Raw genomic sequence first — 20,452 nt, 5'->3', positions numbered from 1 at the left:
GATATCCTATAGCATTTAAACAATGAAAGGAAGGATTACAAGAAGATTTTAAAGCATAAAAAAAGCTGCTTCTATTCGAAACAGCTTCTGTATATTATTTTTCATTCAGGACATCATTTACAAAATCAATCCATTGATAATCAGGAATTGTTTTGTCGATGAAATAATCCGGTTGAATTCCTTTTCCGTCAATGGCCATATCCGGAATACGGAAGCTTTTGGATAGGGAATAGCCCAGTTTAAATTCGTTGCAAGGGGAAATCACATAATACATATTGGAGATATCCAAAACACCTGCAGTGGTTATTCCAAAAAGCTTCACTTTCTTGCTTTGTTTGGCTGCCAGTAAGAATTCTTCTGCAGTACTGCCGTTTCCGTTGTTGATGATAATTCCTACATTCTTTGGATAAGGCAGGATTTTATCCATTTTTTTGATCTCCACCATACTTCCGTCTTCCTGCAGGCTTACAAATTTACCAAGATTCTGACTGAGTTTATCATAAGACTTTTTTAGATAGTCTCTGGAATCTGCAGAGATCCCATATTTTTGGTAATTCTCATAGAAATCAAGCATTCTTTGGTTATTCAGTTTTGTAGAATAAAACTGTGTTCTAATGCTTCTGATAGGATTTGTATAGAGGTATGGGATAATTTTGGCAAAACTATTATCACTTCCGCCACCGTTATTTCTAATATCAATAATAAGGTTTTCCGTACTTTCAATTTTCGCCTGATTGGCTGTAATAACGCTGTCTATATCTTTTTTAAAAGGACCCTTGAAGGACGGAATTCTTAAGAGTAGGGTGCTTTTGTTAATCTCTTTCAAAAAAGGTTTTTCTGCCATTGTGGCTTCAAAGTGAGTCTCAATTCCTTCTTCTCTTTCAAATGTTGGAGAGATTCTTTTCAAGGTAAAATCATTGATTTCAAGATGATTTTTTCCAATAAATCTGATGATGGTTATTTCCTGACCGGATTTGTTTCTTACATAATACGTTCCTTTTGTTTTATCAGCATTAAGAGTCAGTTTTAATTCATAGGGCTTCCAGTTTTCAGCTCCCGATTTGATAATAAAGCCTTTATAGACATCTCCAAATTTTTTAATTCCTATCGTATAAGGTTCGGTTTCCCAAATCCCTTCAATATCAGAATCTTTCTTGGATACCGCTTCTTTTTTAAACTTTTCAAGATCTACTTTTACCATTTCTGTTTTCAGATTTTCATCAGCTGCAGGTTGAGCCTGCTGATTATTCTTTTCAATTCTTGAAATGGAGAGATGGCCGGATCGGAAAAACTTAAGCCATTCATAAATAGTCTGAGTACATTCAGTATCCGATTTTACATTTTTTATTTTATTCAGAAAGTCATTGTTATGGGCCTGATAAGCTGGGAGTCCTTTTTTATCGATCACATATTGAAATCCGGCATCATTTTCCTCGAATGTTTTTTTTACCCATTGATAATTGCTTTCACAATTACAGTTTTGAGCAAAGCTAAAAGAAGAAGAGGATATAAAAATGAGAAGAAGTGCTTTAATTTTAAGCATACGTTGGTTTTTAGTTTTATTGTAAGGGGTACAAATTTAATGATAATTCTATTTTTTTATGATTTAAAAGGCTATTTAATTAAAATAAAAACTCTTGTTAATGCATGATCTGAACTTTTCAGCAATATAAAAATGAACGTTCAGCCAATATCGACCTTCTTGAAATCTTTGAAATTTGTACCATCATTAAAAAAAGAATACAATGAGTAAAACAATTTTAATTACAGGTGCAGCAAGCGGATTCGGAAAAATTGCTGCTTTTGATCTTGCTAGAAAAGGACATACAGTAATTGCTACTGCACAGGTCTATCCTCAGATGAGTGATTTAATCCGTGAAGCTAAAGAACAGAATATTGACCTTACGGTGGATAAACTGGATGTAACCAGCCAAAGAGATATTGATTATATCCTAAAAAAGTATGAAATAGATATTTTAATCAGCAATGCCGGAATCATGGAAGGTGGTCCGATTGCTGAACAGCCTGTTGATATTATCCGTTCCATGTTTGATGTGAATGTGTTTGGTGCATTGAACCTTGCCCAGGGTTTTATCAAAAAGTTTGTTGAAAAAAAGAAGGGTAAAATTGTTTTTACCTCTTCAATGGGAGGTTTATGGACGGTTCCGTATGTGGCTGCTTATTGTGCTTCAAAACATGCATTGGAATCTATCGCTGAAGGATTGAGAACAGAACTTGCTCCGTTTAATATCAAAATTGCAACCTGCAACCCAGGTGTATTTGGAACAGGATTTAATGACAGGGGAGTAGATTCTATTTTCCATTGGTATGATCCGAAAATTAACTTCACTCCGGAATCCGCTTTTGACGGAGCGGCAGAATCTTTAGCCCACCAGCTTGATCCACAGTCTATGGCAGACGTGATTGTGAATGTAGCTTTAGATGATGAGAGTCATTTCAGAAATGTACATCCAAAAGAAACTGAAGATTTTGTAAAACAGCTTCAGGCAGATGCATGGACCTCAAAAAGCTAAATATTATGGAATTGAATTATAATGTTGCCGAAAAAGCCTTACATGCAGCCAAAGAAAAGGCATTATCTATGAATATTCCTGTGAGTATCGCCGTGGTAGATGCTGGAGGACATCTGGTTGCATTGGCAAGACTGGACAGTGTCTACGGAGTGATTGATTTTGCCATTAAAAAAGCAAAAAAAGCAGTCATGTTCGGAGTAGATAGTGATCTGATGGGAGGAATCATCTCAGAAACCGGTATTCATGGTTACGGAATGCTGAATTCCAATGATGGACTTCTGACGATTGCTGGCGGTGTTGTCCTTAAGAATGCAGAAGGTAGGATCATTGGTGCTATAGGTTCATCAGGCGGAACTCCTGAGCAGGATAAAGAAATTGCCGGGGCAGGCGCTCAGGTTATTGCTTAAATTTCAGATATTTGTACTATGGAAAACACTTCTGAAATCATATTCGACAAACTGGTTTATTCATGTGCTTTTGAATCTTATAGAGGCTATGAGGAGTTTATTCCGGACCATTTTCTTGGATTTCAGATATCCGGGGAAACTCATGCTTTTCATGAACAGGGTAAAACAGTGATCAAAGAAAATACAGTGGTCCTGGTCAGGAAAAATCAACTGATCAGAACGATTAAATATCCTTCAGCTCATGAAAAGTATCAGTTTATCTCCATCACATTGGATGATGAAACACTGAGACAGTATGCCACTGAAAACAGAATCGCTGTAAGTACTAATTTTCCAGGAAATCAGCGGTTGTTTTTTGAGCCCAATGATTTTTTTGAAAGCTATTTTGCTTCTCTTATTCCTTACATTCATAAAACACAGGAAATTCCTCCGAAATTAGCGGCTTTAAAGGTGAAAGAAGCCATCGAACTCCTTTTGCTGAGTAATCCTGATCTTAAAAATCTCCTTTTTGATTTTTCTGAGCCTTATAAAATTGATCTTAAGGAGTTTATGAATAAGAACTTTATGTTCAATGTATCGGTAGATGCTTTTGCACGGCTTACAGGTCGTAGTCTTTCGGGTTTTAAGAGAGACTTTAATAAAACATTTGAGATGACACCCAAGCAATGGCTGAAAGAGAAAAGATTGAAAGAAGCGTATTATTTAATTAAAAACAGAGATAAAAAGCCTTCAGATATTTATCTTGATCTGGGCTTTGAGAATTTATCCCATTTTTATTCTTCTTTCAAAAAGAAGTTTGGTGTAACTACAACGGAAGTATAACTTTTAACCATAAAAAAACACAAATTATATTATAACTTAAATATTAGAAACGCAAAGACGAAAGAAAGGTTTTACAATGTGATGATTGTAAGTCGCAAGGATTTTATCTCCGATAAAATTGAACACTGAATATTTCAAAAAGCTTGTTGATTAACCGCAACATCTGCGAGAATCTATCAATCATTTATGATTTTCCTACGTCTTTGCGTTTTCCTATATATTATTAAGGGATCATATTTTCTGATCTTAATCTTTCAAAAACATCGGTAAAAGAATCTTCTGTACTGATATATGCTGTGAAGCCCAATTTTCTGCTTTTAGACATATCACACATCACTTCCAAAGGTCTTCCCAGATCCAGATCGGTATGCCATGCTGACGACAAACGACCAAGATTGCTTTCTTTAAGGTTATATTTTTCTGCTATTTCTGACCAAATATGGTGATCGTTTTCCAGTTCTTTTTCAAGAGATCTTATAGTACCATTGAAGCCTTCCGCTTCTACACCGAACCAGTCTGCCAGCCTTATCCATAGCCATTTCCATCGGAAAACGTCTCCATTCGTGATATTGAATGCCTGATTCTTTGCGGATTCTGTAGTAGAAGCCCACACCAATTGTGCCGCCAATATTCTGGCATCCGTTACATCCGAAACTCCGTTCCATTGTGCTTCTGATCCCGGCCAGATGAATTTTCTTCCGGTTTCCTTACAGATGCTCGCATATACGGCCAATGTGGTTGCGATATTCATCAGGTTTCCAATGGCATATCCAACAACGGTGTGAGGCCTGTGAATGCTCCAAGTGAAGCCATCTCTTTCGGAAGCTTTGTACACTTCGTCTTCCTGTGCATAATAGAAGTTGGGAAGCGGAAGCCTTGGATGCTCTTCTCTTACGGGTGTTTCAGGTAAAATACCTTCTTTAGCATAAGCCTCAAATGGTCCTAAATAATGTTTAAGCCCTGTAACCAAAGCCACATGCTTCACTGATTTTTTAGGAGACAAAACATTTAATAAATTTCTTACCAGCTTGCTGTTGACAAGGATATTTTCTTCTTCAGTATCGTTACGCATCCATGTCGTAAAGTAAATGTGGGTAGGAGAGATCCCTTCCAGTGCTTCAGTAAGGCTTTGTTCATTCAAAAGATCTGCCTTTACAGGACGAAGACCCGGGGTATTGTTGTTGGGGTTTCTGGATAAGCCATAGGTGGTCCAGCCTTGAGCGATCAATTCTTCGGCAAGGTTACTTCCTGTAATTCCGGTAGCGCCTACTACCAATGCAATATTTTCCATAAGTATTGTAAAATTTCTTGTACAAAATTATGGACGGAAACAGGCTTTTATCCTTGATGTGGATCATGCGTTTGAGTTGATCTGGATCAAGTGTTATTCAGGGAATTCTTTTTACGGATCCTGCTCACGGTTTCCGGAGCAAGTCCAAGATAAGAGGCAATAAGATTGTGGGGAACTCTTTTGATCATTTCAGGATTCTTCTGAGTGAGTTGAAGATATTTTTCTTCAGCCGTGTAGCTGTTGGAAACAATAAGTCTGTAATCTTTCGTAACGAGGCTGTTTTGATATAAAATTCTGAAATAACGGTCCATAACAGGAATTTCCAGCATCATTTTTTCATAATCTTCTAAAGTGATCATCAGGACTTCGGTTTCTTCTATAGCATCAATATTCAGGACCGATTTTTCCTGATTGATGAAGCTGTTGAAGTCCGAGATCCACCAGCCTTCAAAGGCAAACATATTGATATTCTCATTTCCTTTTTCATCCAGAAAATAAGACTTCAGAAGGCCTTTGCTTACAAAAGACAAAGATTTGCAGATATCTCCTTCCTGAAGCAGATATTGTTTTTTACGAAGCTTTTTAAGAGTAAAAAAAGATTGAAGCTGACTTTTTTGCTCTTCTGTAATATCAACCTTATTCTCAATATGGGAAAGAAGGACCTCAAACATTAAATAAATATTTTATCAAAAATACTACTTTCAACAGCAAGCTGAATCTTATTTTTCAAAATCATAAAGATTGATTCCTATTTCTTCGTTTTTAATTTTTACGATTCTGGTTTCTAATGGATAAAAAATAAATTCTGCTGCTCCCTGAATTTTTGCTTCCAAAAGATGACCTGCCAAAGCGGTGTAATCTTCTCTTCCCAACGTAATGTGCAGATGAGGCATAAGCTTGCCCTCTATTTCAGAGATGTTTCCGGAAATATTGGTGACTTCCATCTGTTCTTTAAAAGTTTTATCAACATATTTTTTGGTTGCCGGATTAAAGAAACGAAGTGTTGCTTCACTTACAGCACCGATTCCTGTCACTTCTCCAGCCTGAATATTTTGGTTCTGAATAAAATCCGTTAAAGTTTCCACGATATTGGAATGATTGTCGAGACTTACCACATAGATTTGCCCTGCCTTTCTTGCAGACCAATGGTTTCCTTTACAATTGATGATCTCCATACTTAGCTTTGTTTTAAATAATTAATAATTCCTATGACATCATCCTGCCCAAAGCCTTTATCATGAGCATTTTGATAAGTTTGAATCAGGGTTTCAGACAGAGGAAAATCAGCTCCTGCATTTTTAGCAAGAAGAATATCTTTCAGCATAAGATCAAGCGCAAATGCCGGGGCATACTGATCTGCAGTCAGCATAGGTGTTTTTACCTTGGTAGCACCGCTTCCACTGGCACTTTCATTGATTATTTCGAGCATATCTGATCGTTCAATTCCTAATTTTCCGGCCAGTAAAACGGTCTCTGCCAATCCCTGATAAATGGTTGCTAAGAAATAATTGATAGACAGTTTTCCCGCAATTCCTTTTCCATTGTCACCCAAATGTTTCACAGATTTTCCCATCTTCAGCAGATAGGGCATAGCACGCTGTATGCTTTCTTCTACGCCGCCAGCCATAATGATCAATGTTCCTTCTTGTGCAGGTGCCGTACTTCCTGCTACAGGAGCATCAATAAATGAGGCTTCTTTTATCTTCAAAGATGTGGCTGTTTCTTTGGAAGCTTCGGGAGAAATGGTACTCATATCTATAAAGAGCTTTCCCTGAATATCCAAAGCCAGAATCTCCTCATAAACTGCTTTCACAGCAGTGTCATTGGTGAGCATTGTGAATATAATATCACTGTTTTCTACCAGGTCTTTAATTTGGGTGCAGACTGTAGATTTTTCTTCAAAATCTTTGGCTTTTTCAGATGATCTGTTGTAAACGGAAAGCGGAAAGCCCGCTTTTTCAAGATTTTTGGCCATAGGATGTCCCATATTTCCTAATCCGATGAATCCGATTTTTTCTATTGCCATATTTTTCTATTTTATGATGAATTAAGTCTTTTAGTGTGTAAATATCTTCAATAAGAAGGAATTTAGTATCAGGTATAATGAATGAGATTTCAAAATACCTCTATTTTTAAGCAAAATATCTACCAAATAGGAACTTTATAACGTTAAGTTTTAATTATATTTTCTATCAGAAACTTTTAAAACTGGAGAAACTTTCAGAAATTTGCACCAAAATAAAAATCAATGAAGATCGTAGACCTTGAAAAATGGAACAGAAAGGAGCATTTTGAATTTTTTTCCGGTATGGCAAGCCCATATTTTGGATTTACTACAGAAGTAGACTGCACAAAAGCGTATGATACAGCTAAAGAAAAAGGGTATTCATTTTTTGCCTATTATTTTCACAAATCGATGGCAGCGATCAATACTGTTGACGAATTAAAACTCAGAATTATAGATGGACAGGTTGTACAGTTTGATACGGTGCATGCCGGCAGTACAATCGGAAGACCGGATGGAACTTTCGGATTTTCGTTTACCCGTTTTTCAGAAGATTTTGAAACGTTTAATGCTGCTTTGCAGGAAGAAATAAAAGGGGTACATGAGACTTCAGGATTGAGGATAAGGAATGAAAGACTGGGGAAAGACCATGTAAGACATACCACGATTCCATGGAACTCGTTCAGTGCAATTTTACATCCTACAGACTTTAATACAACAGAATCGATCCCAAAAATTGCTTTTGGAAGATTTAATATCCGTGAGGGGAGAAAATACCTTCCGGTTTCTATTGAAGCGCATCATGGGCTGGCCGACGGGCTTCATCTTGCAAAATACCTGGAAGAGTTTCAGAAACAACTTGATCAATAGCAGATCGTTGCAGCGCTTGAGGATTGGAGGGGGTAAGAGTGAATAAAAGTAAGTAAGCTTATTAATATATTTACTCTTATAAATTCTCGTTCTTTCATTACGGGAAACCGTAAAGAATATTTTCAAATCTTCAATACATTTGAGTCAATATATTACTATATTAGGAAATTGATTTTACGATCAAAAGAACTAATTAACCAATAACTCAATTGTATTAATCCTGATGATATTATGCCGAACGATCAATTTTCATCCGATACAGATTCTTTTATTATTGATGTTTCCGGACAATCGGACAGCCCAATTGATTTTGGAACTGAATCTGCTTCCGGGAACTCTCCCGAGAATCAGAACAGATCTTATGATCCGGATTCCTGGAAAATAGGAAAAAAATACAGCAGAAAACTCAGTCTTACTGAAGACCAGTCAGCCATGCTGGATAGAATGTCTTTTACCGGAAATATTTTCAATGAGATTGACTATTGTAAAATACAGATCATAAAGCAATTCTTGAGGTCTATTGAATACCTTTATCAGAAATGTATTCCCGTTAACAAATCCTATCCGACCGTCATTGATGAGCTTTCGGAGATCATTGTCTGCCTCCGGTATAACTATAAAAAAGACAGTCTGAATTACAATTACACATATCAGTCTGTACAAGCAGAAATTTTCAATCATATTTTGAAATTATGTGAAAATACGGTCCGTGAAGTGTATGGTATTAAAAGGAAAATCAATACTGATTTTAATTATAATGATCCGGATATTCTTCACCAGTACAATAAAAAGATTGTTTCAAAGCTTGATGTTTTCCTGGCAGAAAATCACCATCAGATACTTGATGCCGATTACAAAACCAATATTATCCTCAATGAGAATAACACCAACCGCTGGAAGACAAAATTTGATCTGATCAGGGATGATTATTCCAATCCATTGGCATTTGAAAGAGAAATTTTCAGACTTTCTGAGGTCAATATTAAAAATCCGTCTGTGGATGCTTTGTTTTTTGAAGCTTCAAAATTTGTAGCGGAACACGATAAAAGTTCTGCATTAAGACTTTATATCCATTATCTGGAAAAGGATCTGAACTCTCCCAAATTTGACAAAAGAGATTTCCCCAAAAATATCCAGAAAAATCTATTTCCAACAGAGGAGCTGATTTCTGATTTTGAAAATATCCTGAATGAATTTATTGCCGGCAGAAACCTTAATCTAGCCCTTGAAAAAGCCAATCAGCTTTATCTTCCTAAAAGAAAGAAAATCACGATTGATCATGAAGCCATCAAAAATATCCAGGCACAGCATTCCGAAACGGCAACTATTTTGGGGCAGATTCTGAATGACGAAAGTGAAGAAGAAGTTACTTCCTTAAAAACGGAAGAAACAGCTGATCCGAAAGCGTTAACAATAAATATGGCACAGCAGGTTACGGAACTTCAAACTTCCAAATATAGTGATGAGCTTCATTTAACAGATATTCAAAAGGATATCCTTGACTTATTTGAAAAACACAGCTTCAATATACTTCAGGAAGATCTTCAGGATTTTATCAAAACAAAAGGCCTGTTTATGGGCTCTACCGTAGATTCTATTAATGAATGCTGTTTTGAGACCCTTGATGATATTCTCATCGAGGAAGAAGATGAATATTTTATTATTAACACAAATTATTACCAAAAACTTTTAAACAATGATTGACAATATTAAACCTAAAGAAGCAACTTCCATTATCAATTCACTGATAAGCGGAGTCGTTCCGAAAATAGGAGTACAACATATTACGGTAGGAAGATCTGAAGAAATACATGCTTTTATCAGCTCTCTGGAAGACGTTAAAAACGGCCTCAGTCTTGTAAAATTCTGGATCGGAGATTTCGGTAGCGGAAAATCTTTTATGCTCCATCTTTTGAATACTGTGGCTTTAAAACAGAAGTTTGTGGTTGCCAATGCCGATTTTACACCCGATAACAGGCTTTATTCCAATGACGGGAAAAGCGTGATCCTATATTCTGCTATTATGGATAATATTGCGATCCAGACGAAGCCGGAAGGCGGAGCTTTGCAGACTTTACTTGAAAAATGGATTGAGCAGGTGATTGTAAAAACAGCAGAGGAAAACCATATTTCTCTGATAGACATCCGAAATGATCAGTATCTCAGTCTGATTCAGAATTCTATTATGAAAACGGTAAACGAGATTACAGAAGTTGGCGGTTTTGATTTCGGGTCTGCTATTGTAAAATACTATGAAGGCTATATCAAAGGAGATGAGCTCTTGCGCAGAAATGCTTTGAAGTGGCTGAAAGGCGAATACAGCACGAAAACGGAAGCCAGACAAGACCTCGGAATCAGGGAGATTATCAATGACTCTAATTATTATGACATGCTCAAAAACTTCTGTAAGCTTTTTGTAAGCATGGGCTACAGTGGTTTTATGATCAATCTGGATGAAGCCATCAATCTCTATAAGATCTCTGTTACGGCTACCCGTGATAAAAACTATGAAAAAATCTTATCTATTTATAATGACTGTTTCCAGGGGAAAGTGGCCAATCTTTTTATCAATTTTGCCGGGACAAAAGAATTTCTGGAAAACGAAAGGAGAGGACTTTTCAGCTATCAGGCTTTAAAAACAAGACTAGAATCCAATAAATTTGAAACCACTGAGCTTCGTGATTTTGCACAGCCTGTGATCAAACTGATGCCTCTGAATCATAATGAAATTTTTGTGCTGCTTAAAAAACTGAAGCTCATCTTTGATTTTAATTATAAAACAGAACTGAATATTACGGATGAAGAAATTTCTGCTTTTATGGAAGAAATTTTCAACAAACCTGGTGCTGCAGAATTCCTGACCCCAAGAGAAGTGATCAGAGACTTTTTGAATATCCTTAATATCATCAGACAAAATCCGGAAGTGGATAAAAGAAGGCTTTTCGGGGAAATTGAAATCGCAGACGAAAGGCCGAGTGATCTTATTCTGTTAGACAGTATTGAAGAACTATGACAGCCTTCAATCTGCTTTCTGAACCCATCAGAAAATATATCCGGGATAAAAAATGGGAGAGCCTGAGACCTATTCAGGAGGCTTCTATCCAAAGGATTATTTCTACTGACAACAATTATATTTTAATATCCAGAACAGCTTCAGGGAAAACTGAGGCTGCTTTTCTGCCTATTTTATCCAAGGTTAATTTTAAAGAACCGGGTGTGAAAGTTCTCTATATTTCACCTCTGATTGCTTTGATCAACGACCAGTTTCTTCGGGTGGAAAGCCTTTGTGAATATCTGGACGTTCCTGTTACGAAATGGCATGGTGAAGCTTCTAAAGGTGCCAAAGACCGCCTTCTGAAAAGCCCGGAAGGTATTGTTCTCATCACTCCGGAGTCTCTGGAAGCCATGTTTGTGAATAAGCCTTATAATCTACACCATCTGTTTTCTACTTTGGAATATATTGTTATTGATGAAATTCATTCTTTTTTAGGCTCAGACAGGGGAACTCATCTGCAGTCCTTACTGAACCGCCTTCAAAAGATCAACATCAAGAAATTCAGTATTGTAGGACTTTCGGCTACCGTAAGTGATGCGAGTCAATACATTGAACTGAAAGAATTTCTTGGAGATACGGACCGTACAAAAGTCATCAGAGACACTACTCCCAAGCCGATTAATGTCTTATTTAAATATTTTGCAGGCTCTGTTGAAGAACTGCCATTACCCTTATTAAAAGATCTGTACATCAGGACCAGAGATCGTAAAGTTTTAATATTTCCGAATGCCCGCGGAAGAGTGGAAGAAGTAGCCGTGAAACTGAAGCAGATTTCAGAGAAAGTAGGCGGTCACAAGAATTATTTTTCACATCACTCTTCTGTAGACAAGGAAGTCCGTGAATATGTTGAGTTTTTTGCTAAAAATTCTACGTTACAGAACTTCTGTATTTCCTGTACTTCAACGCTGGAACTTGGAATTGATATTGGAAATGTAGATGATGTGGTACAGATTGATGCTACTCACAGTATTGCTTCTTTAATTCAAAGAGTAGGAAGAAGCGGGAGAAGAGAGGGGAAAGCGAGCAATCTGTTTCTCTATGCTACAGAACCTTGGAGTTTATTGCAGTCTTTGGCCTGCTGGATGCTCTATCAGGAACAATACATAGAACCGGTTTCTGTAAACAAAAAACCTTATGATGTGTTGGTTCATCAGCTTTTGTCTATTGTGAAGGGGTCTTCAGGGGTTTCTATGACTCAGCTTCTAGATGAAATTGCTGGAAATTCAACATTTTCAAATATCAGTACTGAAGAAACAGAAGACGTGATCAGATATCTTACAAGTATTGATTTTTTTGAAAAATTAGGTCACGAACTCATCATTGGAATGGAAGGAGAGGAAGTGGTAAACAATAAAGATTTTTACAGCCTTTTTGATACGCCTGTATTTTTTAAAGTTTCCAGCGGCGGAGTGAAAATCGGAGAACTGCCTCTATCCCCACAGATAAGAGAGAATGAAAATATTTATCTCTCTGCTAAAATATGGAGCATAAAGGATATTGATTATCAAACGAAAAAAATAGAAGTGCTCCCTGCTAAAGACGGGAAAAAGCCTAAGTTTTCTGGAGATGCTGCAGATACTGCTTATCAGATCAGGGAAAAGATGCTTGAGATTCTTATGTCAAAAGAGCAATACGACTTTCTGGACGAGGCTGCCCAGCAAATCATTCTTCTTTTGCGAAGTGAATTTTCTTCGTTTACCATCAATGATTTCAAAAAGGAGAGACCATTATTGGATCATAACGAAAAGCTGACTTTCTATTCTTTTACAAGTTCAAAGATCAACAGAACCTTAAAATTACTATTGGATGGGTTGAAGATAGAAAGTACACTGGATGATAAAGACAGCTCCTTTGAAATAGAAGACCATACCGCAGAAGAGCTAAAAACAGCCTTAGCCCGTTCTGATATAGGTCAGAATATAGATGAAATTCTGACCGATTTATTAGAAAACAGTCCCCAAATCATCGACTTTTCTAAGTGGGGAAAGTATCTTCCTGTAAACTATCAGGTAAAAGTTTTGAAGGAAAAATATTTCGATTTTGAAGGCTGTCATGCCTATCTCAAAGATTTGAAACTTATAGAAAATAATCAATAATTATATTGGAAAGCCGGATTTAAAATAAATCCGGCTTTTTTTCTTTTAAAGAATCCTTTTTCATCTGTTTTACTATTCTTACTTATCTATTTCTATTCATTGGTCACAACTATGTTTATATTAAGCCCAAAACATTGATCGAGATCATAAAAAGTAAACGTAGGAAGCCTTTACATTTACAATAATTAAAATAGCAAAGCTGATAATTGGAAACAGGCTGATAAAAGCCGTTATGATATTTTGTTTAGGGCGTAACGTGGTATCTATGTGGTATACAGTTTTAACAAAATTTTAATCATTTTTTCTTTCTTTGTCTATATAAAATTAAAACGAAATTCATACATGTGATTTTCTACATTCACCATTTGTTAAAAATAAATAGGTGTTGTAAATCATCAAGTTATATTGCATTTATGAATACATAGAAATCATTTTGTTTTGATATTAAATTATCATGAAACAGATTGATCGGAGAAAAAGACTTTATCCTGATGCACAAAATATAGTGCATCTAAAATAAGTAGAGATGAAAAAATATTATGAAAAATAGAAAACCTGAAACTAACTTGGATGATTTGGACCAGAAAATTCGTGTACAGGACGAAATAGTAGCACTAGCCAAAGCCAATTCGCCTCGTTTACTGAATAAATTCAGATTGGTATATCCCGATTTTTTAAAAAAATTATCTGCTATACAGCCCAGCCTTAAAAATTCTGAACTGATCTTTTGTATTTACCTGAAGCTGAATATGACAACAAAGGAAATTGCAACCTGCATCTTTGTTACTCCAAAAGCTATACAAAACAGGAAAAACAGGATCAGAAAAAAACTCAACATCGCTTCTGAATTTGATATCTACAAATGGTTTAATGAAATTTAAACCATTTTTTCTTGATTTATAATTCCAGAATCGCTTTATCCAGATCGTGATAAAGAAGAATTTTCCAATTGTTTTCTCTGGCTTCTTTTTCCCATTGAAGTCGTAATTCCATGGCTTTTCTGCCATCGAAATCACTTTTATAAGCTAAATGATATTTTAGATAAGAAGCCTGGGGAAGATCATCGGCCCCATAAAAAACGGTTTCTTCATTTTCTCTGATCCAAAAAACCTGCATAAAAGGAGTATGGCCACCCACCACTTCATAGAAAATTTCATCCGTGATTTGTCCTTTATCTTCACTCATCCAGGTAATATTGGGAAGCTGAATCAGTTTTTCCAGCATATCAAAATCAAAAGAAGGATTGCCTTTCTTTTCCATCGCAAAATCCAGCTCTCGTTTCTGGATATAAATCTGTGCATTCGGAAAAGCTGCTTCAAAACCACTCTCTGTAAGCTTCACAGCTCCTTCAATATGATCTTTATGAAGGTGAGATAACAAGAGTTTTGTGATTTGTTCAGGACGGATATTTTCTCTTTCCAGAATTTCTGAAACCACCGTTTTTCCGGACTCATCTTTCCAGCCAATCCCTGCATCCAGAAGGATATAATCATTTTCTGTAATGATAAGAAACGGCTGAACAGACATTTTGATTCCTCCAATTTTATCAAAATTTTCTTCTGTTAAAAGAGTGAAGTCTTTGGATTTACTAGCCGAAAAATTGCCTTCTTTGAGCGGAATGATTTTCATGATGCAAATTTCCTTAATATTTCTAATATTCAAAAGGTTTTTCATCGATATATATCATCAATAAAAACAATCATACAGCAGTATACTGAGACTATTGTATTTATCAAAAAATCCTGTATCATTCATAAAAATGTAAAGTCAGGGTACCGAAATTTTCTTTTTTTAATGATTATCTTTGAGGTCTCAAAAATCTGACAGTCTACATGATGATCAAATGTCAGATCACTTTCTATTGATTCAAATAAAATTGTAACATAATGCAGGAGAATTCTTCCCAAGGTATTTCCCGGACTGTCATCTGGCTAATGGCTATTATTTCCGGGCTTGTAGTGGCCAACAATTATTATAACCAGCCCTTGTTGGCGCTTATTTCGGAAGATTTTAAGGTTTCTGAAAGTGCTGCCAGCAAAATATCGGTGCTTACTCAGATAGGGTATGCATTGGGACTGTTGCTGATTGTTCCATTAGGAGATAAGTTTTTCCGAAAGAGATTAATTTTAATAGACCTGTTTCTGGTTTTTGGATCGCTCTTATGGATGACTTTTGCTACTGAGTTATGGATGTTGTATGCAGCCAGTCTATTGATTGGAGCTACCTCGGTTATTCCACAACTTTTTGTTCCTATTGCAGCAGAACTTTCTTCAGATAAAGAAAAATCATCCAATATCGGATTGGTGATGTCTGGATTGTTACTGGGAATTCTTCTTTCCCGTTTTGTAGGAGGAATTGTAGGAGAAGTATGGGGATGGAGAGCGATGTTTGGTATTGCGGCAGGGCTGATGATCCTGGTGTGGCTGGCTGTATATAAAATGCTTCCTGAGCTGTCCCCTAATTTTAAAGGGAGCTACAAAGAGCTGATGCGTTCTGTTGCCCATCTTGCCAGAACACAACCTATTCTTCAGCTGGCATCATTCCGTGGAGCAATGGCATTCGGGTCTATGTGTGCATTGTTTACAACATTGGTTTTCCATATGGAAAAACCGCCTTTCAATGCGGGATCTTCCGTTGTAGGAAGCTTTGGGTTGGCAGGAGCAGTAGGCGCTTTAGCGGCGGCAAAGGTGGGAAAACTTCAAAAGTATCTGGATATTAACCGAATTATATTGTATTCTTTACTGATTGTCATAGGAAGCTGGGGCTTTACCTATTTTGCAGGAGAAACCTATTGGGGACTGATTGTAGGAGTTATTCTTGTTGATCTGGGAGTACAATCGAGCCATATTATGAACCAGACCAATTATTTTCTGATTAAATCAAATGCTGTAAACAGGTTGAATACGGTGTATATGGTTTCCTATTTCATTGGCGGATCATTGGGAACCTGGCTGGCTTCTATTGCATGGCAAAAAGCTCAATGGAGTGGAGTATGCCTTGTGGGAACTGTATTTGGTGTATTGGCTTTGATCGCACATATTCTGTTTTGTAAAAGAGTCAATAAAGCATAAATCAGAATTTATTTTACATTTCTGATTCTTTTAAGTTTGGGGGATTTTATCGCAGATAAAATCCCCCAAAATTTTTTATTTTAATTCTCCGGCTTCTTCCTGTGCCTGCATCAATTCTCTGTGTCTTCCTCCCCATTCATCAAGCTGTTTCCATATGGGAATAAGCTCTCTGGCTATAGCGGTCAATTCATAATCTACCCTTGGTGGAACTTCTGCGTGAACTGTTCTCGTTACTAAGCTTTCTTTTTCCAGTTCTCTCAGCTGAAGGGTAAGCATTCTTTCCGTTATTCCTGAAATAGAGTTTCTAAGCTCGCTGAAGCGCAATTTTCCGTCTTTTAACTTGTTTAAAATAATCAGCTTCCATCGGCCTCCGATTCTGCATACTGCATAACTTAAATCACATCCCTGTATATATTGCCGGTTGATATTATTCGTTGAATTCTCTTTTATTTTACCCATTACTTACAAATTTGTTAGTACCATACATTTAGCTGTATACAATGCAAATGTAAGGTTTGAGATTTAATTTTGTTCATCGAAACAGAAAATATACTGCCATAAAGAACAATAGCGCTACTGTTCTCCGCAGACATAATAATAACTTAAATCAAAATCAAAATGCAATTAACTCCTAAAATAACACAGATTTTAAATCATTTAGAAACAATACAGCCGTTCAATCCACAAAATTCTTTAGATGGAGTCCGCAAATATCTTGAAACGATGTGTTTCCAGCTTAACGGTAAGAAAGAATCAGTGGCAATGATTGAAGAATTGAATATTCAGCAGGAAAACCATCAGATTCCTATTCGGATTTACCGTCCTAATGGGGCAAAAACAGAGAATTCATCAGCTATTATTTATATTCATGGAGGCTGGTTTATAGCAGGAGGATACGAAACTCACGATGCTGTGGTCCGTAAACTTGCCAATAAGACGGGTTCTGTGATTATATTTATAGATTACCGTCTTGCTCCTGAACATCCTTTTCCCGCAGGTTTAAATGACTGTATTGACGGAATACAATGGGTGGTCGATAACGCAGAATCTATAGGAATTGATCCTGATAAAATTGGAATCATAGGAGATAGTGCCGGAGGAGCTTTGTCAACAGCCGTTTCCACGCAAATAGGAGAACAGTTCAAGTTTCAGGTATTGATTTATCCTGCAGCTGACAATCAGTTGAACTCAAAATCCTGGGAAACGTATGAAAACGGGCCGGTTCTTAATAAGCAAGGCGGAATAGAAGCATGGGAATGGTATCTTCCAAAAGAAGAAAAAGATAATCCTTTGGCGATTCCTGTGTTGATTAAAGATTTTAAAGAAACGCCGCCTACTTTAGTGATCCTGGCAGAGCATGATCCACTTTTAGATGATGGTAAAACGCTTTCCCTGAATATGGAAAATGCAGGTGTTACGCTTACAACAAGCCTTTACAAAGATATGGTTCATGGGTTTATGCATATGGGAGAACTTTTGGAGGAAGTACAATCAGCAGTGGATGAAATGGCAGCTTTTGTCACATACCATTTTGAATCCGACAGAGAACAGTAACAATGAAAAAATACGCATATATAGGATGTCTGGGATTTATAGCAGTCATTACAACAGAATTTGGAGTCATCGGAATTCTCCCGCAAATTGCAGAACATTATAAAATCAGTATTGACAAGGCTGGATACCTGCTGAGCGCTTTTGCATTAATTATTGCTCTTACAGGACCTTTTATGACTTTACTTACGTCAGGAATTGACCGTAAAAAGATAATGCTTACAGCCATTTTTATGTTTCTGGTTACAGGAATTGTTTCTTCTTTTTCACCTCCTTTCTGGCTGCTGATGCTGGTGAGGATTTTACCGGCATTCCTGCAGCCTGTATACATTGCAACTGCTTTGTCAGTGGCGGTATCTCAGGCAGATGACCGGAAAAAGAATGAGTTGATGGGGATTGTTTTTAATGGAGTCGCTATTGCCATGGTAACTACAGTTCCTTTTGCAACGTGGATGGCTGGGCTTTGGTCCTGGGAATATTCATTTATGATACAAGCCGCTGTAAGTTTGATTGCTTTAATGACTATTTATTTTCTTCTTCCATCTATGCCGGTGAAAGAGAAAAAATCGTACGGAAATCAGGTCAGAATATTGAAGCATCCTCCATTTATTTTGAGTACGCTGACGAATTTTTTCATGATTACAGCATGGTTTTCTACCTACAGTTATTTTGCCGATTATCTGAACAAAGCCAAAGGAATGGATACTTCAATGGTAAGCTATATGCTGCTTCTCTTTGGTGGTATCGGAATCATTGCGAATGGTGTAGCCGGTAAAATGCTCAATAAGAACGTCGCAAGAACTACTGCTTTTTTTCTTTCGGGAACCATTTTAGTGCCTGTGCTTTTATATTTTTCTGATGGAAATTTATTCGCAACCATTGCAGTGATTGGAATTTGGGGGTTCCTGTATTCACCCAGCTTTTTGAATGCTTCCACTTATATGATCTTTTCTGCACCGGACTCACTGGAATTTGCCAACAGCCTTGCCACATCATTTGGAAATCTGGGGGTAACGCTGGGAACGACAATAGGAGGGTGGATTATCATGACACAAGGAGTACAGTATATTCCATGGATAGGTTTTGTTTTTGGGCTTCTTGCATTTTTGATGATGATTTTGAAAAGTGTTGTTGAGAAACGAAATCAGGTGCTTTCCACATGTCAGAATTAAACTGTAACAAATTTTGTTACATTGAGTAAATTGTAGTAACTTTGCACTATTAATTTGATGTAAAATTGAATACAATGAAAATAGAAATCTGGTCGGACGTAATGTGTCCGTTTTGTTATATCGGAAAAAATAATTTTGAACAGGCTTTGAGTCAACTTCCTTTCAAAGATAAAGTAGAAATAGAGTGGAAGAGTTTCCAGCTGGATCCCACTTTAGATCCACAAAAGACTCAGGATACCATTCAATATTTTAGAGAAAAGAAAGGAGTTCCAGAAGCTCAGGCTACTCAAATGCTTGGTCAGGTTACCCAAATGGGAAAAGATGCCGGAATTGACTTTAACTTTGGGAAAACACTGATCACTAATACTTTTAGTGCTCACAAATTGCTTCATTTGGCTAAAAAGCACAACAAATCCAATGAGATGGAAGAGGCGTTATTTATCGCTCATTTTATTGATGGTAAAAATGTAGGAGATATGGAAGTTTTGGTTTCCCTTGCCGAAAGTTTAGGAATTGATACGGAAGAAGCCAGAGAAGCGGTTACAACAGATCAATTGGATTATGAAGTGAATCAGGATATTCAGGAAGCAAGAAACAATGGTGTTTCCGGAGTTCCATTTTTTGTTCTGAACGGTAAATATGCTGTTTCCGGAGCACAGCCTGTAGAGGTATTTGAAAATGCACTGCAGCAGACGTATAAAGAAACAGTGAGTCCTTTTAAGGATCTTTCCGGCGACAGCGGAGCTTCCTGCGATGCGGACGGATGCAGCATTTAAGATATCAAAACCCCAAAATAGTTTTATTTTGGGGTTTTTAATTTAATATAGTCTTGTATCTTTGTCATACAGCACCAATAGCTGTATAAATCTGATTTATCAATGATAAAAATTAACAACGAAACTCATTATTCAATTGATGATACCCTTTTTGTTTTTGCATTAGATTCTGAAGCAGGAACCGTATTTGATGATAAAAATAAACTGATTACAGGGATTGGAAAAGTAAATGCAGCGATCGAATTAACCAAAGAAATCCATACAAGAAAGCCTAAACTGATCGTGAATTTAGGTTCTGCCGGAAGTAAAGGTTTCCACAAAGGAGAAGTCGTTTGCTGTACAAAATTCATCCAGAGAGATATGGATGTAAGAGGGCTGGGATTCAAACTTTATGAAACTCCGCTATCCGGAGTGCCGCCTGTATTGGAATATGGTCTTAAAATGGACGTATTGAAAGAAGGAATCTGCGGAAGTGGTGACAGCTTTGAAATGAACCATTCTGAAACGGATTACAATATTGTAGATATGGAAGCCTATCCATTGGCTTTGATTGCTCAAAAAGAAAATATTCCCTTCCTATGTCTGAAATATATTTCTGATGATGCCGGAAGTGATGCGGCAGACGATTGGAGTGTACAGGTACATCTGGCTTCTGAAGCATTCAAGAAAATACTGTTCTCATCAATATAATCCTGAATAAATTTTCAGGATTTTGTTTTCTATTTGGATTGTTACGCTCAACCCTTCGCTCATATTTTACTGCTTGTTCCGATAGGAAAAATAACCTCTTTAATCACTCAAA

20 protein-coding genes are annotated in these 20,452 nt (G+C 36.8%); 13 read left to right on the top strand and 7 right to left on the bottom strand.

The features are described from left to right. Window positions 1-94: 94 nt before the first annotated feature. Window positions 95-1,543, bottom strand: coding sequence for a S41 family peptidase (locus C1634_RS18715; protein ID WP_103234572.1), 1,449 nt, complete (start codon window positions 1,541-1,543; stop codon window positions 95-97). Window positions 1,544-1,745: 202 nt separating this feature from the next. Between C1634_RS18715 and C1634_RS18710 the strand changes: the two genes are divergently transcribed. The 3 genes from C1634_RS18710 to C1634_RS18700 are packed head-to-tail and all read left to right on the top strand — an operon-like array spanning window position 1,746 to window position 3,763. Continuing rightward, the gene (locus C1634_RS18710; RefSeq protein ID WP_109738933.1) at window positions 1,746-2,534 is read left to right on the top strand and encodes an SDR family oxidoreductase; all 789 of its coding nucleotides are present in this window, start codon (window positions 1,746-1,748) and stop codon (window positions 2,532-2,534) included. A gap of 5 nt (window positions 2,535-2,539) precedes the next feature. After that, window positions 2,540-2,941 (top strand): GlcG/HbpS family heme-binding protein, encoded by a 402-nt coding sequence (locus tag C1634_RS18705; RefSeq protein ID WP_103234576.1) that lies wholly within the window; start codon window positions 2,540-2,542, stop codon window positions 2,939-2,941. Between the two features lie 18 nt (window positions 2,942-2,959). Continuing rightward, the gene (locus C1634_RS18700) at window positions 2,960-3,763 is read left to right on the top strand and encodes a helix-turn-helix domain-containing protein (protein WP_109738932.1); all 804 of its coding nucleotides are present in this window, start codon (window positions 2,960-2,962) and stop codon (window positions 3,761-3,763) included. Window positions 3,764-3,986: 223 nt separating this feature from the next. Here C1634_RS18700 and C1634_RS18695 read toward each other — a convergent pair whose 3' ends face one another. From C1634_RS18695 to C1634_RS18680, 4 genes are all read right to left on the bottom strand, one after another. Beyond that, window positions 3,987-5,054: an SDR family oxidoreductase gene (locus tag C1634_RS18695; RefSeq protein WP_103234575.1), complete on the bottom strand. Its 1,068-nt coding sequence runs from the start codon at window positions 5,052-5,054 to the stop codon at window positions 3,987-3,989. A gap of 86 nt (window positions 5,055-5,140) precedes the next feature. Beyond that, window positions 5,141-5,725: a Crp/Fnr family transcriptional regulator gene (locus tag C1634_RS18690; protein WP_109738931.1), complete on the bottom strand. Its 585-nt coding sequence runs from the start codon at window positions 5,723-5,725 to the stop codon at window positions 5,141-5,143. Window positions 5,726-5,773: 48 nt separating this feature from the next. Beyond that, on the bottom strand, window positions 5,774-6,229 hold the full coding sequence (locus tag C1634_RS18685; protein WP_165835360.1) for a PPC domain-containing DNA-binding protein: 456 nt from the start codon (window positions 6,227-6,229) through the stop codon (window positions 5,774-5,776). A 2-nt stretch (window positions 6,230-6,231) separates the two neighbouring features. Then, window positions 6,232-7,080, bottom strand: a complete 849-nt coding sequence (locus tag C1634_RS18680; protein WP_103235362.1) for an NAD(P)-dependent oxidoreductase — start codon at window positions 7,078-7,080, stop codon at window positions 6,232-6,234. Between the two features lie 222 nt (window positions 7,081-7,302). Between C1634_RS18680 and C1634_RS18675 the strand changes: the two genes are divergently transcribed. The 5 genes from C1634_RS18675 (at window position 7,303) to C1634_RS18655 (ending at window position 13,961) form a co-directional block, all read left to right on the top strand. After that, window positions 7,303-7,929, top strand: coding sequence for a chloramphenicol acetyltransferase (locus C1634_RS18675; RefSeq protein ID WP_103235361.1), 627 nt, complete (start codon window positions 7,303-7,305; stop codon window positions 7,927-7,929). Between the two features lie 231 nt (window positions 7,930-8,160). Continuing rightward, the gene (locus C1634_RS18670) at window positions 8,161-9,633 is read left to right on the top strand and encodes a tellurite resistance TerB C-terminal domain-containing protein (protein WP_109738930.1); all 1,473 of its coding nucleotides are present in this window, start codon (window positions 8,161-8,163) and stop codon (window positions 9,631-9,633) included. Continuing rightward, entirely contained in the window at window positions 9,626-10,942 is a 1,317-nt protein-coding gene (locus tag C1634_RS18665; RefSeq protein WP_109738929.1) for an ATP-binding protein, read from the top strand. Before C1634_RS18670 ends, C1634_RS18665 begins: the two co-directional genes overlap by 8 nt. After that, window positions 10,939-13,080 (top strand): DEAD/DEAH box helicase, encoded by a 2,142-nt coding sequence (locus C1634_RS18660; protein ID WP_109738928.1) that lies wholly within the window; start codon window positions 10,939-10,941, stop codon window positions 13,078-13,080. The genes C1634_RS18665 and C1634_RS18660 overlap by 4 nt, the downstream gene beginning before the upstream one ends. Before the next feature lie 539 nt (window positions 13,081-13,619). Then, window positions 13,620-13,961: a helix-turn-helix transcriptional regulator gene (locus tag C1634_RS18655; protein ID WP_109738927.1), complete on the top strand. Its 342-nt coding sequence runs from the start codon at window positions 13,620-13,622 to the stop codon at window positions 13,959-13,961. 16 nt (window positions 13,962-13,977) lie between these two features. Here C1634_RS18655 and C1634_RS18650 read toward each other — a convergent pair whose 3' ends face one another. Beyond that, the gene (locus tag C1634_RS18650) at window positions 13,978-14,709 is read right to left on the bottom strand and encodes an MBL fold metallo-hydrolase (RefSeq protein ID WP_109738926.1); all 732 of its coding nucleotides are present in this window, start codon (window positions 14,707-14,709) and stop codon (window positions 13,978-13,980) included. 257 nt (window positions 14,710-14,966) lie between these two features. Between C1634_RS18650 and C1634_RS18645 the strand changes: the two genes are divergently transcribed. After that, entirely contained in the window at window positions 14,967-16,151 is a 1,185-nt protein-coding gene (locus tag C1634_RS18645; protein ID WP_103235077.1) for an MFS transporter, read from the top strand. Between the two features lie 75 nt (window positions 16,152-16,226). On the opposite strand, the gene C1634_RS18640 is transcribed toward C1634_RS18645, so the two are convergent. Then, window positions 16,227-16,610, bottom strand: a complete 384-nt coding sequence (locus tag C1634_RS18640; RefSeq protein ID WP_103235076.1) for a winged helix-turn-helix transcriptional regulator — start codon at window positions 16,608-16,610, stop codon at window positions 16,227-16,229. A 159-nt stretch (window positions 16,611-16,769) separates the two neighbouring features. Here C1634_RS18640 and C1634_RS18635 point away from each other — a divergent pair, with 159 nt between their 5' ends. From C1634_RS18635 to C1634_RS18620, 4 genes are all read left to right on the top strand, one after another. After that, a complete protein-coding gene (locus tag C1634_RS18635; RefSeq protein ID WP_103235075.1) occupies window positions 16,770-17,705 on the top strand; it encodes an alpha/beta hydrolase in 936 nt (311 codons plus the stop codon). Window positions 17,706-17,707: 2 nt separating this feature from the next. Next, window positions 17,708-18,874 carry an MFS transporter gene (locus C1634_RS18630; RefSeq protein WP_103235074.1) on the top strand — a complete coding sequence of 389 codons (1,167 nt, stop codon included), beginning with the start codon at window positions 17,708-17,710 and terminating at the stop codon, window positions 18,872-18,874. A gap of 74 nt (window positions 18,875-18,948) precedes the next feature. Next, entirely contained in the window at window positions 18,949-19,650 is a 702-nt protein-coding gene (locus C1634_RS18625; RefSeq protein WP_109738925.1) for a DsbA family oxidoreductase, read from the top strand. A gap of 102 nt (window positions 19,651-19,752) precedes the next feature. Further along, window positions 19,753-20,340, top strand: a complete 588-nt coding sequence (locus C1634_RS18620) for a 5'-methylthioadenosine/S-adenosylhomocysteine nucleosidase family protein (protein WP_103232490.1) — start codon at window positions 19,753-19,755, stop codon at window positions 20,338-20,340. The last annotated feature ends 112 nt before the right edge of the window (window positions 20,341-20,452 follow it).

It is taken from the genome of Chryseobacterium viscerum, from assembly GCF_002899945.2.
Classification (GTDB): Bacteria; Bacteroidota; Bacteroidia; order Flavobacteriales; family Weeksellaceae; genus Chryseobacterium; species Chryseobacterium viscerum.
This window is presented reverse-complemented; position numbering and strand designations above follow the sequence as displayed.

Coding starts and splice junctions, on each gene's coding strand:
- C1634_RS18715 (WP_103234572.1), bottom strand. CDS start 1,543: ATGCTTAAAATTAAAGCACTTCTTCTCATTTTTATATCCTCTTCTTCT.
- C1634_RS18710 (WP_109738933.1), top strand. CDS start 1,746: ATGAGTAAAACAATTTTAATTACAGGTGCAGCAAGCGGATTCGGAAAA.
- C1634_RS18705 (WP_103234576.1), top strand. CDS start 2,540: ATGGAATTGAATTATAATGTTGCCGAAAAAGCCTTACATGCAGCCAAA.
- C1634_RS18700 (WP_109738932.1), top strand. CDS start 2,960: ATGGAAAACACTTCTGAAATCATATTCGACAAACTGGTTTATTCATGT.
- C1634_RS18695 (WP_103234575.1), bottom strand. CDS start 5,054: ATGGAAAATATTGCATTGGTAGTAGGCGCTACCGGAATTACAGGAAGT.
- C1634_RS18690 (WP_109738931.1), bottom strand. CDS start 5,725: ATGTTTGAGGTCCTTCTTTCCCATATTGAGAATAAGGTTGATATTACA.
- C1634_RS18685 (WP_165835360.1), bottom strand. CDS start 6,229: ATGGAGATCATCAATTGTAAAGGAAACCATTGGTCTGCAAGAAAGGCA.
- C1634_RS18680 (WP_103235362.1), bottom strand. CDS start 7,080: ATGGCAATAGAAAAAATCGGATTCATCGGATTAGGAAATATGGGACAT.
- C1634_RS18675 (WP_103235361.1), top strand. CDS start 7,303: ATGAAGATCGTAGACCTTGAAAAATGGAACAGAAAGGAGCATTTTGAA.
- C1634_RS18670 (WP_109738930.1), top strand. CDS start 8,161: ATGCCGAACGATCAATTTTCATCCGATACAGATTCTTTTATTATTGAT.
- C1634_RS18665 (WP_109738929.1), top strand. CDS start 9,626: ATGATTGACAATATTAAACCTAAAGAAGCAACTTCCATTATCAATTCA.
- C1634_RS18660 (WP_109738928.1), top strand. CDS start 10,939: ATGACAGCCTTCAATCTGCTTTCTGAACCCATCAGAAAATATATCCGG.
- C1634_RS18655 (WP_109738927.1), top strand. CDS start 13,620: ATGAAAAATAGAAAACCTGAAACTAACTTGGATGATTTGGACCAGAAA.
- C1634_RS18650 (WP_109738926.1), bottom strand. CDS start 14,709: ATGAAAATCATTCCGCTCAAAGAAGGCAATTTTTCGGCTAGTAAATCC.
- C1634_RS18645 (WP_103235077.1), top strand. CDS start 14,967: ATGCAGGAGAATTCTTCCCAAGGTATTTCCCGGACTGTCATCTGGCTA.
- C1634_RS18640 (WP_103235076.1), bottom strand. CDS start 16,610: ATGGGTAAAATAAAAGAGAATTCAACGAATAATATCAACCGGCAATAT.
- C1634_RS18635 (WP_103235075.1), top strand. CDS start 16,770: ATGCAATTAACTCCTAAAATAACACAGATTTTAAATCATTTAGAAACA.
- C1634_RS18630 (WP_103235074.1), top strand. CDS start 17,708: ATGAAAAAATACGCATATATAGGATGTCTGGGATTTATAGCAGTCATT.
- C1634_RS18625 (WP_109738925.1), top strand. CDS start 18,949: ATGAAAATAGAAATCTGGTCGGACGTAATGTGTCCGTTTTGTTATATC.
- C1634_RS18620 (WP_103232490.1), top strand. CDS start 19,753: ATGATAAAAATTAACAACGAAACTCATTATTCAATTGATGATACCCTT.